Origin of the sequence: Bacillus sp. V3-13 (assembly GCF_002860165.1) — a bacterium.
In the GTDB taxonomy this organism is placed as follows: domain Bacteria; phylum Bacillota; class Bacilli; order Bacillales; family Cytobacillaceae; genus Bacillus_BJ.
The window spans coordinates 62,088-76,713 of sequence record NZ_PGUZ01000022.1 but is presented as its reverse complement, the minus strand read 5'-3'; the positions used below and the strand labels follow the sequence as shown (position 1 = coordinate 76,713).

Annotated in this window: 12 protein-coding genes; 11 read left to right on the top strand and 1 reads right to left on the bottom strand. The window is 43.9% G+C overall.

Going from position 1 to position 14,626, the window contains the following annotated elements:
• Positions 1-21 precede the first annotated feature (21 nt).
• Complete coding sequence (gene pyk / locus CU633_RS08970) at positions 22-1,782, top strand: pyruvate kinase (RefSeq protein WP_101659570.1); 1,761 nt, start codon at positions 22-24, stop codon at positions 1,780-1,782.
• A 120-nt stretch (positions 1,783-1,902) separates the two neighbouring features.
• Positions 1,903-2,289 carry an FxsA family protein gene (locus CU633_RS08965; protein WP_101659568.1) on the top strand — a complete coding sequence of 129 codons (387 nt, stop codon included), beginning with the start codon at positions 1,903-1,905 and terminating at the stop codon, positions 2,287-2,289.
• Positions 2,290-2,935: 646 nt separating this feature from the next.
• Here the strand turns inward: CU633_RS08965 and ytvI are convergent.
• Positions 2,936-4,057, bottom strand: coding sequence for a sporulation integral membrane protein YtvI (gene ytvI / locus CU633_RS08960; protein ID WP_101659566.1), 1,122 nt, complete (start codon positions 4,055-4,057; stop codon positions 2,936-2,938).
• Between the two features lie 200 nt (positions 4,058-4,257).
• On the opposite strand from ytvI, the gene CU633_RS08955 reads away from it, so the two are divergent.
• The 9 genes from CU633_RS08955 to hflC all read left to right on the top strand — a co-directional run bounded on the left by CU633_RS08955 (position 4,258) and on the right by hflC (position 14,441).
• Positions 4,258-4,716 (top strand): DUF441 domain-containing protein, encoded by a 459-nt coding sequence (locus CU633_RS08955; RefSeq protein ID WP_101659564.1) that lies wholly within the window; start codon positions 4,258-4,260, stop codon positions 4,714-4,716.
• A 408-nt stretch (positions 4,717-5,124) separates the two neighbouring features.
• Positions 5,125-6,246 (top strand): citrate synthase, encoded by a 1,122-nt coding sequence (gene citZ, locus CU633_RS08950; protein ID WP_101659562.1) that lies wholly within the window; start codon positions 5,125-5,127, stop codon positions 6,244-6,246.
• A gap of 191 nt (positions 6,247-6,437) precedes the next feature.
• Positions 6,438-7,706 carry an NADP-dependent isocitrate dehydrogenase gene (gene icd / locus CU633_RS08945; protein WP_101659560.1) on the top strand — a complete coding sequence of 423 codons (1,269 nt, stop codon included), beginning with the start codon at positions 6,438-6,440 and terminating at the stop codon, positions 7,704-7,706.
• A gap of 99 nt (positions 7,707-7,805) precedes the next feature.
• Complete coding sequence (gene mdh / locus CU633_RS08940; protein ID WP_101659558.1) at positions 7,806-8,744, top strand: malate dehydrogenase; 939 nt, start codon at positions 7,806-7,808, stop codon at positions 8,742-8,744.
• Between the two features lie 348 nt (positions 8,745-9,092).
• Positions 9,093-9,569: a MaoC/PaaZ C-terminal domain-containing protein gene (locus tag CU633_RS08935; RefSeq protein ID WP_101659556.1), complete on the top strand. Its 477-nt coding sequence runs from the start codon at positions 9,093-9,095 to the stop codon at positions 9,567-9,569.
• A gap of 229 nt (positions 9,570-9,798) precedes the next feature.
• Positions 9,799-10,515, top strand: a complete 717-nt coding sequence (locus CU633_RS08930; RefSeq protein WP_101659554.1) for a response regulator transcription factor — start codon at positions 9,799-9,801, stop codon at positions 10,513-10,515.
• A complete protein-coding gene (gene pnpS, locus CU633_RS08925) occupies positions 10,512-12,278 on the top strand; it encodes a two-component system histidine kinase PnpS (protein WP_101659552.1) in 1,767 nt (588 codons plus the stop codon). The genes CU633_RS08930 and pnpS overlap by 4 nt, the downstream gene beginning before the upstream one ends.
• 257 nt (positions 12,279-12,535) lie before the next feature.
• Positions 12,536-13,513 (top strand): FtsH protease activity modulator HflK, encoded by a 978-nt coding sequence (hflK, locus tag CU633_RS08920; protein ID WP_101659648.1) that lies wholly within the window; start codon positions 12,536-12,538, stop codon positions 13,511-13,513.
• A complete protein-coding gene (gene hflC, locus CU633_RS08915; protein WP_101659550.1) occupies positions 13,506-14,441 on the top strand; it encodes a protease modulator HflC in 936 nt (311 codons plus the stop codon). Before hflK ends, hflC begins: the two co-directional genes overlap by 8 nt.
• Positions 14,442-14,626: the final 185 nt, after the last annotated feature.

Genomic DNA, 14,626 nt, shown 5'->3' with positions numbered 1-14,626 from the left:
TTTACAGGAGGTTTAATGAAGATGCGAAGAACTAAAATCGTTTGTACGATTGGCCCTGCAAGTGAATCGGTCGAAAAGCTTTGCCAATTAATAGAAGCGGGGATGAACGTAGCCCGGTTAAATTTTTCACACGGCAATTTCGAGGAGCATGGCCAGCGGATCAGAAATATTCGTGAAGCGGCGGAACGCACCGGGAAAACCGTTGCGATTCTGCTTGATACAAAAGGACCGGAAATCCGGACCAACGATATGGAAAACGGTGCAATTGAGTTAACAGCCGGCCAGGAAATCACAGTGTCAATGAACGAGGTTCTCGGAACAAAAGAGAAATTCTCGGTTACATATTCAGGATTGATTGACGATGTTCATACGGGTTCAAAAATCCTGCTTGATGACGGCCTGATCGCTCTGGATGTTATTAAAATTGATAAAGCAAACAATGAAATTCAGACAAAGGTGTTAAATGGCGGAGTATTGAAAAACAAAAAAGGTGTGAATGTTCCCGGCGTCGCAGTTAAGCTCCCGGGTATTACAGAAAAAGACGCAAACGACATCCTGTTTGGCATCGAGCAGGGGATTGACTTTATTGCGGCTTCTTTCGTGCGCAGGGCGACCGATGTTCTGGAAATTCGCCAGCTTCTTCAGGATAATAATGCTTCACACATTCATATCATCCCGAAAATTGAGAACCAGGAGGGCGTCGATAATATCAATGAAATCCTTGAGGTTTCTGATGGCCTAATGGTTGCCCGTGGTGATCTTGGCGTAGAAATTCCGGCAGAAGAAGTGCCGCTTGTCCAAAAGCAGTTGATCAAAAAATGTAACGCACTGGGTAAACCGGTTATTACGGCAACGCAAATGCTTGATTCAATGCAGCGCAATCCGCGTCCAACCCGGGCGGAAGCAAGCGACGTGGCGAATGCGATTTTTGACGGAACTGATGCGATTATGCTTTCAGGTGAAACGGCAGCAGGTTCGTATCCGGTTGAAGCGGTCCAAACAATGAATAATATTGCCCGCCGTGCGGAAACGGCATTAAACCATAAAGAGATCCTGTCAAAGCGCAGTAAGGATAACGAGCATAATATTACCGATGCGATTGGGGAATCGGTTGCCCATACGGCCTTGAATCTGGATGTGAATGCGATCATTACACCAACTGAAAGCGGCCATACTGCAAGAATGATCTCCAAATATCGCCCGAAGGCCCCGATTGTAGCGGTTACGTCGAATGATTATGTATGCAGGCGCCTGGCGCTTGTCTGGGGTGTGTATCCTCAATTGGGTAAAGAATCAACAACGACAGATGAAATGCTCGATCGAGCCGTAGAAGAAAGCTTAAACAGCGGAATCGTGAAAGCTGGCGACTTGGTCGTCATTACGGCAGGAGTACCGGTCGGCGAGGCTGGTACGACGAATTTGATGAAAATTCATGTAGTCGGTGATATTCTCGCAAAAGCGCAGGGTATCGGCCGCAAGTCGGCATTCGGCAAGGTTGTTGTAGCCCAGAACGCCCAGGAAGCACTTGCAAAGGTGAAAGATGGTTCAATTTTAGTAACAATTGGAACTGACCGGGAAATGGTGCCTGCAATCGAAAAATGCAGTGCGTTAATCACTGAAGAAGGCGGACTGACAAGCCATGCAGCTGTAGTAGGATTAAATATCGGCATTCCTGTTATTGTCGGTGTCCAGGATGCCACAAAGCTGTTCAAAGACGGCCAGGAAATAACCGTTGATTCCGCCAGGGGAGTCATTTATAACGGTCACGCAAGCGTTCTTTAATACAATATGGGAGAGGCGGAGGAAGCACCGCCTCTCTTTTTGTTTTGGTTTTTTTGTAAAGTGAACGTATAATAATAGTAAACGGACATGTTTTTATGAAGATTGCTGGAGGTAAAAAATATGCGTTTTATATTCTTGTTAGTGATCATTATACCTGCAGCGGAAATCGCTGTGTTGATGCTGTCTGGCCAAACTCTTGGCATTTGGCCGACGATATTTTTAATCTTGTTTACCGGAGTGCTTGGAGCCTACCTGGCAAAGAAGCAGGGGCTGGAGACAATTCGAAGAATTCAGGAGCAGCTTCGCTATGGTCAACTTCCCGGCGATGCCCTTTTGGATGGGGCCTGTGTGTTAATCGGCGGGACCTTGCTGCTCACTCCTGGTTTTATTACAGATGTAGCCGGCTTCCTGTTGCTGGCCCCGCCAACAAGAAAGGTTTTAAAAATTTTCATGTTGAAAGCTTTTAAAAGGTGGATCGATAAAGGGCGTGTCACCATTATCAGATAAAGAAATCTTCTATTTATGAGCAGATTTCGGTTTTTATGATCGAACGGCGGATTTATGAGCGGAACTTGAGATTTACGAGCGGAACTTGAGATTTACGAGCGGAATTTGAGATTTACGAGCGGAACTTGAGATTTACGAGCGCAATTTGAGATTTACGAGCGGAATTTGAGATTTACGAGCGGAGTTTGAGATTTACGAGCGGAACTTAAGATTTACGAGCGGAACTTGAGATTTACGAGCGGAATTTGAGATTTACGAGCGGAATTTGAGATTTACGAGCGGAACTTGAGATTTACGAGCGGAACTTGAGATTTACGAGCGGAGTTTGAGATTTACGAGCGGAACTTGAGATTTACGAGCGGAACTTGAGATTTACGAGCGGAACTCGAGATTTACGAGCGGAACGGCGGATTTATGAGCGGATTTCGAAATTTATGATCGGACCTGCAGATTTATGATTAAAATCGCTATTTTGCATGAGTCACACTATCAGTTTTTGAGCGGCCATCTCAATAGTTTCAGCCTTCAACTCGCCGATAGGCGAGTTTTCTTATTGAAACGGGATAAATGTAAAACTGCAAACTGAACATGAAAAAGGGGAGTCTCCGATTAACATAATGAGCTCCCCAAGAAGATTAATCAGCCTTTATACAGGCTCGTCTTCTCCCTTAATAAAAGCCCAGAGGTCGCGGAAAACATTGGCTTTGTGCAGAGTCGTTAATATAACAAGCGTAACGGGACCGATGATCAGGCCAAGAAAGCCGATCAGCTTAAAACCGACGAATAAAGCAACAAGTGTTGCGAGCGGATCTATTCCAATGCTTGAAGAAAGAACTTTTGGTTCCATAATCTGCCTTTGGACAATTACGATAATATAAAGGACGCCAAGGCCTATTGCAAGACTGACATTTCCCGAGATGATCGAGTAGATGATCCACGGTACAAATATAGCGCCTGTCCCCAGATATGGGATGATATCAACGAGCCCGGTGACAAGGGCAATGGTGATCGCATAGTCCACACGCAGGATAAGCAGTCCGATTAAAATAATAATGGTTGTAATCGAGATTAAAGTCGCCTGGGCTTTTATAAAGCCAAATAACGCTTTCCTCAGGTCTGCAAACACTTTTTTTCCGCTCGTTTTGGCACGGCCCGGAATAAGCTTTCCGACCCATGCGGAAAGCCTGTTCCAGTCTTTGCTGATAAAAAAAGTTGCCAGCAAGGAAAAAATTAATACGGTCGCCGCGTTTGGAATCCACGAGATCATGCCCGGGATGTTTTCAAAAAAGCTTTTGATAAAAGCCCCTACGGTTGTCCCGATTGTTCTGCCGGCATTCTCGATATTGCTGATGATCGTATCCTGCTGTCCTGCGCCAAGGTTGTTGAATAAGCCTGTCAGCTGATTGTATAAAGGGATGATTTGGGCAACGAAAAATTCTTCAATGTAATCGATTAGCTTCTCCAGATGTGTTGGTACCATTTTTGCAAGATAATCCGCTCCGGAGACAATTTCGGCCACAAGCAAAGTGATCAGTCCGGCGAAAATCGCAAAAATGATCGTTAAAGCCAGAATGACAGCAAGGCCCCTTGGGATACGCCCTTTTTTTTCAAGAAACCCGACGAGTGGATTAATGAAGAGCGCAATCAGAATGGCAATCAGAAACGGATAAGTTACTTTTGATACGTGATAAACAGCAATCACGGATAAAACGATGATCGCAATAACAAAAATGAATCTTAATGTTCTTTGTATGTATAACGGATTCAAAAATACTCCCCCTATTTAAAGGACATTGGCTCAAATTAAATATTTGTATGTATCATTTTAACATTTAGTCTCGAGAGCCGCATTTTTTTCCTTCCTGTTGCGAACGCTAAACGTCCAGGTTTATGAAAAAAGTTAAAGGCAGCGGAAGTTGAAACTCCTTTGCTATTCTGCAATAATATACCATCGGAAGGGTGATTCATATGTCAGGGCCTTTAATATTTTTGATTATACTATTGGTAATCGGGTTTATAGCGAAAAACCACTCGTTAATGTTTGCTGTGGCGGTACTTTTAGTGTTAAAGCTCACCGGAGTTGACTCGAAAATTTTCACTTATATTCAGTCGAAAGGGATCAACTGGGGAGTTACCGTCATTACGATTGCCGTTCTGGCCCCGATCGCGGCCGGAGAAATTGGCCTGAAGGATTTAACTGCTGCCTTCAAATCGCCATATGCCTGGATCGCCCTGCTTTCCGGAATGGCCGTTGCTCTCATTGCAAAAGGAGGAATCACTCTGCTCTCGGAAGATCCCCATATTACGACTGCCCTTGTGCTCGGAACGATTCTGGCGGTTTCTCTTTTCAAAGGCATAGCGGTAGGTCCGCTGATTGGAGCAGGCATTGCCTATATGGCGATGAAAATAATTGAGTTATTCAAATGAAAGCGTGATGCTTTCATTCTTTTTATGCAATTTTGGCCTTTATTTTTCTTATAAAATAATAATTTTTTCACATTTTGGATTCTTTTCGTTCACAAAAATCTGATAATTGTTTATAATAGGACTTGTAAGCGCGTGCTATATCTATTTTTTATATATCTGGAAATGTAAGCATTTTCTTTTCGCCGTTTCCTGAGCAACCGCTCAATTTAGCAAATATAGGATAATAGATGCATAGTCAGGTCTGTCGTCCGGCCCATAAAGCCGGCTTATTGGGCCATATTCCTGGCCTTATACACAATATCAGAAAAGCTTAATTTCTGATCCGCTGGAAATGGTTGGTTCCGGCATCCATATATGTTTACAGACGAATGGGAATGGGGAATTTTTATACGTAAAGGAGAGATTCTTATGACAGTAACAAGAGGTCTTGAAGGGGTAGTTGCTACAACTTCCTCAATTAGTTCCATCATCGATGACACTTTAACCTATGTTGGATATGACATTGATGATCTGGCAGTAAACGCCAGCTTTGAAGAAGTTATTTACCTTCTATGGCACCGCAGGCTTCCAACCAGTGACGAGCTTAACGAATTGAAAACACAGCTTGCAGAAAATGCTGCATTGCCAAAGGAAGTACTCGACCATTTTAAAATGTATTCCATCGACAAAGTCCACCCGATGGCTGCTCTTCGTACTGCAGTGTCATTATTGGGTTTGTATGATGAAGAAGCAGATTCCATGGATGAAGAATCCAACTATAGAAAAGCCGTCCGATTACAGGCGAAAATGCCGGCAATTGTTACGGCGTTTGCCCGTGTTCGAAAAGGGCTTGAGCCTATAGCGCCAAGAACGGATTTGAGCTTTGCAGCCAACTTCCTGTATATGCTTTCAGGAAAAGAACCTGAAGATATTGCGGTCGAGGCGATTAACAAAGCTTTGGTTCTCCATGCCGACCACGAATTGAATGCTTCAACATTCACAGCCCGCGTTTGTGTGGCAACATTGTCTGATGTATATTCCGGCATAACCGCGGCAATCGGCGCGTTAAAGGGTCCTTTGCATGGCGGGGCGAATGAAGCAGTGATGAAGATGCTTACTGAAATTGGCTCGTTGGATAATGTCGAATCCTACGTCCGGGCCAAGCTTGAAAAGAAAGAGAAAATCATGGGCTTCGGGCACCGCGTATACCGTCAGGGTGATCCGCGTGCGAAGCATTTGCGGGAGATGTCAGAAAAACTTACTCATCTTACGGGCGAACCGCACTGGTACGAGATGTCGACGAAAATTGAAGCGATTGTTACCGGGGAAAAGAACCTGCCGCCTAATGTCGATTTTTATTCTGCATCCGTCTATCACAGCCTTGGCATTGATCATGATCTTTTTACACCGATCTTTGCTGTAAGCCGTGTGTCCGGCTGGCTTGCTCATATTCTGGAGCAATATGAAAACAACCGGTTAATCCGCCCGCGCGCTGATTACACAGGCCCTGGAATGCAGAAGTATGTGCCGATCGAGCAAAGGCTGTCATAAAGAATCCCGTTTTACTTTTTTGTGAAAAATGGCTGTAGTAGAATAAGAGGGAACAAGGTTGGAAGTATAAAGCCTTCCAACCTTTGATTCAGTATAGAAAGGCCCGGCTCAAACTGGTTTAGCGTCCAAATAAAGGACTGCACAAACAACAAATGGCCCGGGGCTTTTCAACGAACATGGAGGGAAAAAGAATGCAGGGTGAAAAGATTACGGTTAAAAACGGGGCATTAAACGTGCCAAATAATCCGATTGTACCTTTTATTGAGGGGGACGGTACAGGACCGGACATTTGGGCATCAGCTTCAAGAGTTTTGGATGCAGCAGCAGAAAAAGCTTATAAAGGCGAGCGCAAGATCGTATGGCAAGAAGTATTGGCAGGCGAAAAGGCGTTCAACCAGACTGGCGAATGGTTGCCGGCAGAAACATTGGAAGTGATTAATGAATATTTAATCGCGATCAAAGGGCCGTTAACAACACCGATCGGAGGCGGCATCCGCTCATTAAACGTGGCACTGCGCCAGGAACTTGATCTGTTTGTCTGCCTGCGTCCTGTCCGCTGGTTTGAAGGGGTACCATCACCGGTTAAGCGCCCGCAAGATACGGACATGGTTATTTTCCGCGAGAACACGGAAGATATTTATGCGGGGATTGAATATGCAAAAGGCTCGGATGAAGTGAAGAAATTAATTAATTTCCTGCAAAATGAAATGGGCGTAAATAAAATCCGTTTCCCTGAAACTTCAGGAATCGGGATCAAGCCTGTTTCACAGGAAGGTACGAGCCGCTTAGTCCGTGCTGCGATTGAGTACGCGATTAAGGAAGGCCGCAAGTCTGTCACTCTCGTACATAAAGGGAATATTATGAAATTTACAGAAGGCGCCTTTAAAAATTGGGGCTACGAGCTGGCAGAGCGGGAATACGGCGATCAAGTCTTTACATGGACCCAGTATGACCGCATTAAAGACGAGCAAGGTACAGAAGCTGCCAATAAAGCTCAAGCCGATGCTGAAGCAGCCGGCAAAATCATTATCAAGGACGCGATTGCAGATATCTTCCTGCAGCAGATCCTGACCCGTCCGAAAGAGTTTGATGTTGTTGCGACGATGAACTTGAATGGCGACTATATTTCTGATGCACTTGCTGCACAGGTTGGCGGAATTGGGATTGCCCCTGGCGCCAACATAAACTATGAAACAGGACATGCCATATTTGAAGCAACGCATGGAACTGCACCAAAGTATGCCGGATTGGACAAGGTGAATCCTTCATCTGTCATCCTTTCCGGAGTATTGATGCTTGAACATTTAGGCTGGACAGAAGCGGCGAATATGATCGTCAAATCGATGGAAAAAACAATTGCTTCGAAAGTGGTTACGTATGATTTTGCCCGCCTGATGGACGGTGCTACAGAGGTAAAATGTTCTGAATTCGGCGATGAATTAATCAAGAATATGGAATAACATCAACAAATGAACCGGGCGGCTGTTTCTTAAACAAACGGCCGCTTGCGCAATGAACAAATGGAATGGGATCAAGCAAAAACAAAGGGGGAAATTGCAATGTCATTGAAACGCAAAAAGATTTCTGTAATTGGTGGGGGATTTACTGGTGCAACAACGGCCTTTTTGCTTGCGCAAAGGGAGTTGGGGGATGTTGTGCTCGTCGATATTCCGCAAATGGAAAATCCAACTAAGGGGAAGGCTTTAGATATGCTTGAGGCAAGCCCGATTCAAGGGTTTGATGCAAATATTACCGGCACTTCCAGCTATGAGGACACCAAGGATTCCGATATTGTCGTCATCACTGCAGGTATCGCGCGGAAGCCGGGGATGAGCCGCGATGATTTGGTCCAGACAAACCAAAAAATTATGAAAAGTGTTGCCCGGGAGATTGTTAAATATTCACCTGACAGCTTAATTATTGTTCTGACAAATCCGGTCGATGCAATGACGTACACCGTTTTTAAAGAATCAGGCTTCCCTAAAAACCGGGTCATCGGCCAATCGGGAGTTCTCGATTCAGCACGGTTCCGGACATTTGTCGCCCAGGAATTAAATGTATCCGTTAAAGACATCACTGGTTTTGTACTTGGCGGACATGGAGATGAAATGGTACCGCTTGTCCGCTATTCCTATGCAGGCGGCATTCCTTTGGAAACGCTTATACCGAAAGAGCGCCTTGATGCAATTGTTGAGCGGACGCGGAAAGGCGGCGGAGAAATTGTCAACCTGCTCGGCAATGGAAGCGCCTATTACGCTCCGGCTGCTTCTCTCGTTGAAATGTGCGAAGCCATTCTTAAAGACCAGCGCCGGATTCTCCCTTCGATTGCCTATCTTGAAGGAGAGTATGGTTACGACGGAATTTATCTCGGCGTACCGACGATTCTTGGCGGTAATGGCCTTGAAAAAGTAATCGAACTTGAATTAACTGCAGATGAAATGGCAGCGCTTGATAAATCAGCCGAAGCGGTTCGCAATGTTATGGCGGTTCTCGTTTAAAGAAGCTCTGCCGGCTCTTCTTGAAAAAGGGTTACTAAATTCGGGGGCTTCCCCCGAATTTTTTTTAAGCTATAGGAAAGTATAAACGTTTCTAAATATAGTTGGGCGTTTCGATGTCCAGCTCCAGCGCCTAGCCCCTCGAGTCGCTTCGGTCCTGCCAATGAAGTCAAAAAGCGACTTCACTGTCAGGCCCTCCAGCGCTTGTCGGGGCTGACCAAGGCGCTTGCGCTTTTCTTAACTGGCAAGCATGTTATAGTATTAGAATAAATAAAGTAGACTCGAGGCAATGAGAATGGCCAGGTCTGCTTTTATGTTCACGATAATATGTAAAGAGGGGTGCGCAGGCGAATGTTACTCGGAAAAAAGCGAAAACTCGGCAGGAGAATCGAAGAGATTTCGGTCGGTGAAAAGCTGACATTAACAGAAAAAATTGAGGATAAAGATTTGCTGCTCTTTTTAGGGTTAACAAATGATGCAAATCCACTTTATATCCAGCATGATTACGCATCGCAAACGCCTTATAAAAAACCGATTGTTCCGAGCATCATGTTAACGGGTATTATAACATCAGCTGTTTCAAAATATTTACCCGGTCCCGGCAGCCATATTTTAAAAACTGAGATTGAATTTACAAAGCCGGTTTATCATTACGGAACCGTTCAATTTCTGTTTGAAGTGACAAACATAAACAAGGAAAACCGTACTGTCCAAATCACCGTCCACGCAACGGATGAGCAAGGCGAAACCGTTATTAATGGTTCCGTTCTCGTTTGTCCTCCATACGAACCGGAAGCGATGGATGGGCAGGCGCTCGATAATTTTTGATCATCTTCTTTGGGATATGCAAACGCATATCTCATTTTTTGTTTACAGATTGCCGTGCTGAAGTGGGCGGACTGTTCGCCCATGCATCGTCATTCCCGGGCAATTAAGCGCAGGCTTAGTGCACTTTAATACATCAATTGCTCTTATGCGCGAAAAATATATTATAATAAACGTATGGATCCTGGATTAAAGGAATAGATGGGGTAATTTAATGATATCGGAGGCTTTTATGGACAAAAAAGTGCTGGTTGTCGATGATGAACAATCGATTGTAACATTGCTTCAATATAATTTGGAGCAGGCTGGGTTCGAGGTTGTTACGGCCATGGATGGCGAGGAAGGGAAAGACCTTGCCCTGCTTGAAGAACCCGACCTGATCATTCTTGATTTAATGCTTCCGAAGCTTGATGGCATCGAAGTCTGCAAACAGCTAAGGCAGCAAAAGGTAATGACGCCCATTTTAATGCTGACGGCAAAGGACGATGAATTTGATAAAGTCCTCGGCCTCGAATTAGGGGCAGACGATTATATGACCAAGCCTTTCAGCCCGCGCGAAGTGATTGCCAGGGTTAAAGCGATTTTAAGAAGATCGCAGTTCCAAGCAGAAGCAAAAGAAACCGGGCACGAAGAATCGGACGCGCTTAAAATTGCGGAAATCAAAATATATCCTGAGCATTATGAAGCGTATTTTGGCGAAGAGCAAATAGAACTGACACCGAAGGAATTTGAATTGTTGTTGTACCTGGCCAGGCATAAGGGCAGGGTGTTAACCCGTGACCAGCTTTTAAGCGCTGTTTGGAATTATGATTTTGCCGGCGATACAAGAATCGTCGACGTGCACATCAGCCATCTCCGTGAAAAAATTGAACCGAATACAAAAAAACCGGTCTATATTAAGACGATTCGCGGCCTCGGTTATAAACTGGAGGAACCTAAAGGGGAATGACAAGATTTCGGACGAGGCTCCTTTTTGCACTTATTACGTTAATTATGGCTGTATTGCTTGGACTGGGGCTTTTGCTTGGACAATTATTTAAAAACTATTACTTAAATTCTTTTAACGAAAGACTTGAAAAAGAAAGCGAGCTTGTCTCGATATACATTGAGGATAGCGGGGGAATTGCCGCATTCAGCCAGGAAAGATTCCTGTCAATTGCCGATATGCTTGATGCGCGCGTGACGTTTGCTAATTTGGAAGGCGACATTCTTTTTGATAGCGGAGAACTAAGTAATGCAAAAGTGACAAGACATGACGAGATTATCCGCAAAATTGTCGATGACAGTGAAGATGAAGCGGCAGGTTATGAATTGGGCCGGGACTATGACGTCCATTATTATTGGAAGCCAATCGTGCAAGATGGGAAGCAGCAGGGCTATCTGTTTTTAAGTACAAAAATGGATGAGTTGAAAAAAGCATATACGCAAATTTGGTGGCTGTTAATCGTCAGCCTTGGGATCTCCCTGTTTGTGATTATTTTGCTCGGAATCAGAATTACGACCCGCTACACGAAGCCGGTTGAGGCGGCAACCAATGTTGCGATTGAACTCGCAAAAGGGAATTACCGGGCCCGCACATATGAAGACCACATTGATGAAACGGGCATGCTCAGCGCATCCATTAATGTGCTGGCCCGAAATCTTCAGGATATGATGAAAGCCCAGGAAATGCAGCAGGACAGGCTGACAACATTAATTGAAAATATGGGCAGCGGCATGATTCTGATTGACAGCCGTGGCTATATCAACATGATAAACCGTACCTACAAAGAGATTTTTAATGTTGATCCTTCCAAATATTTGTACCAGCTCTATTACGAAGTGATTGAACATAAACAAATTTCAAAGCTGGTTGAAGAAATTTTTATGACTGAGCAAAGAGTGAAAAAGCAAATGCTCATCCCCCTCTCAATTGAGAGGCGTCACTTTGAGGTATATGGAGCGCCGATCATCGGAACGAACGATGTTTGGAAAGGGATTTTGCTTGTTTTTCATGATATTACAGAATTGAAAAAGCTCGAGATAATGAGAAAGGATTTCGTCGCCAACGTTTCGCATGAATTAAAAACACCGATTACTTCGATCAAAGGTTTTTCAGAAACGCTTTTGGACGGAGCCATGAACGACAGAGACACGCTTGAAGCCTTTTTGAATATTATTTTAAAAGAAAGCGACAGGCTCCAGTCGCTGATTCAGGATTTACTCGACTTATCGAAAACGGAGAAAGAGGGCTTTGTTTTAAATGTTCAGCCTCTCGATCTCATTTCAACATTAGATGAAGTCTTTGCTATTTTAGAAGGAAAAGCGAAGGAAAAGAATATTGCTTTGAACCTTGAAGTTCCTGAAGAAGAGCTCGAGATTGAAGGAGATCAATACCGATTGAAGCAAGTGTTCATCAATGTAATCAATAACTCGATCACCTATACTCCCGAGGGTGGTAATGTCACCGTTTCTGTCAAGGACGCAGAGGAAACGGTCACGGTGCAGATTAAGGATACCGGGATTGGAATCAAAAAAGAAGAAATTCCGCGCATCTTTGAACGCTTTTACCGGGTTGACAAAGCAAGAAGCCGGAATTCAGGCGGTACCGGCCTGGGTCTTGCGATTGTTAAACACCTTATCGAAGCGCATAAAGGCAGCATTTTTGTCAGGAGTGACGTCGGTAAAGGGACAGAATTTACAATTGAACTTTTAAAACGGTTAAATAAATAATTTGCCGGATTGGATGAAGTTTACAGTACTTTAACATAGTGTTTATTTTTTCTTAACATTGCGCTGTTACAATCATATTTGAAAAACCCCTTCATCCAAGGAGCCAAGTGAGAGAGACGAAAGCAGACCCCGCTTTCGTCTTTTTCTATTTTGTGAAACTTTATAAGTCCGGAGCTGCCAATTATTTTTTGAAACCTTTCGTCTTGTTTCCCGTATTACAAAGAAAAGAGAAAAGATTTTGGGAGGGAGCAGGGGAAATGATTAGCCTGAAAAGAATTTACACGATTTCCGGCCTCGTTCTGCTTGTGATTGTGTTAAGCATTGTTGGTTTTACTACCTGGTATACAGTTGATGAGTCCGACCAGGCTGTTATTCTTACATTTGGGAAAGTCGAGGAAGCAATCGACGAATCTGGTCTGCATTTTAAGCTGCCCTGGCCGATTCAAAGTGTCGAAAAACTTTCGAAAGAAACATTCAGCCTTCAATTTGGCTATGAAGAAAAAGATGGAGAGATAAAAGAATTTCCGGATGAGACAAAAATGATTACAGGGGACGAAAATATCGTATTGGCAGACATGGTTGTGAACTGGAAAATTACTGACCCTGCCAAGTATTTGTATAATGCCGAAGATCCGCAAGAAATCCTCTATGATACGACCTCTGCATCGTTAAGAAGCATCATAGGAAGCTCGAAAATTGATGATGCCTTAACATCGGGAAAAGCAGAAATTGAGGCGCAAGTCAGAGAACTGCTGGCGACCCTAATTGAAAAGTATGATATTGGCATTTCTGTATTGGGTGTGAAGCTTCAGGATGTCGAACTCCCAAATAAAGAAGTCCGCAAGGCATTTACAGATGTCACAAGTGCCCGTGAGACGATGAATACAAAAATCAATGAGGCAAAAAAGTATGAGAATCAGCGCACGAATGAAGCTGAAGGGGAAAGAGATGCCCTGCTTTCCAGAGCGCAGGGCGATAAAACCGAAAGAATTGAACGGGCGCGCGGGGAAGTAGCTGTATTTGATAAGCTTTATGATCAATACCAAAACAACCAGGATATCACACGAGAGCGCCTTGTGCTCGAAACGCTTGAGAAAGTTTTGCCTGGAGCGGAAATCTACATTATGAATGATGATGGCAATACGATGAAGTATTTCCCGATCAGGCCGCTTGAAACAGAACAGCCGAAGGTTCAAGCCGAAAAGAAACAGGAAGGGGGCGGGAATAATGGCTGATCGAAAAGTGATTAACATGAAGGAACGGTTCGCAAACGGTTTCCAATGGCGAAATTATATTAAAGTTGGTATATTCTTCATCATTGTTATCTTTGTTTTAGTCTTTATTTTTACAAACCTGTTCATCGTTAAGGAAGGCGAGTATAAGGTTGTCCGCCAGTTTGGAGAGGTTGTCAGGATTGAAAGCGAGCCGGGATTAAACTATAAAATTCCTTTTGTCCAAAGTGTTACAACCCTTCCAAAACACCAAATGACATACGATGTTTCTGAGGCTGAAATCAATACGAAAGATAAAAAGAGAATGCTCATTGATAATTATGCAGTCTGGAGAATCAGTGATCCAAAAAAAATGATTGCCAATGCCAGATCGGTTATCAATGCGGAATCGAGGATGGAAGAGTTCATCTACTCAGTCGTTCGTACAGAGCTTGGCCAGCTCAATTATGATGAGATCATTAACGATGAAAAATCTTCGCGCGGTTCATTAAATGACCGGGTCACCGACAAAGTCAATGAGCTGCTTGCCAATGTAAATTATGGAATTAAAGTGACAGACGTACGAATAAAGAGAACGGATTTACCGGCCGAAAACGAAGAATCGGTTTACACGCGGATGATTTCCGAACGGCAGTCAACTGCCCAGCAATATCTCTCAATGGGGGATGCCGAAAAGAATCGGGTTGAGGCGGAAACAGACAGAAAAGTGAAGGAAATGCTGGCGAAAGCCCAGGCTGATGCAGAAACGATTCGTGCAGAAGGAGAGTCGGAAGCGGCAAAGGTGTATAATCAGTCCTTCTCAAAAGATCCGGATTTTTATTCGTTGTTCAGAACACTCGAATCATACAAGAAAACAATTAACGGCGAAACGGTGATCGTGCTTCCGTCTAATTCTCCATATGCAAGCTTATTAACGGGCAACACACAGTAATCGATATACATGTCCGCATTTAGCAGGATAATGCGTCAATGACCGTTATTTCCCTTTCTGATTCTACTCGTGATAGAATAAAGAAGGGAAATAGCGGTTTTTAATATTTAATAAGAAGCTATGAGACGAGACTATCTGTGTCCTGGGCACTTTTCTTAAATATAGATGATGTTGTGAAATCAAGG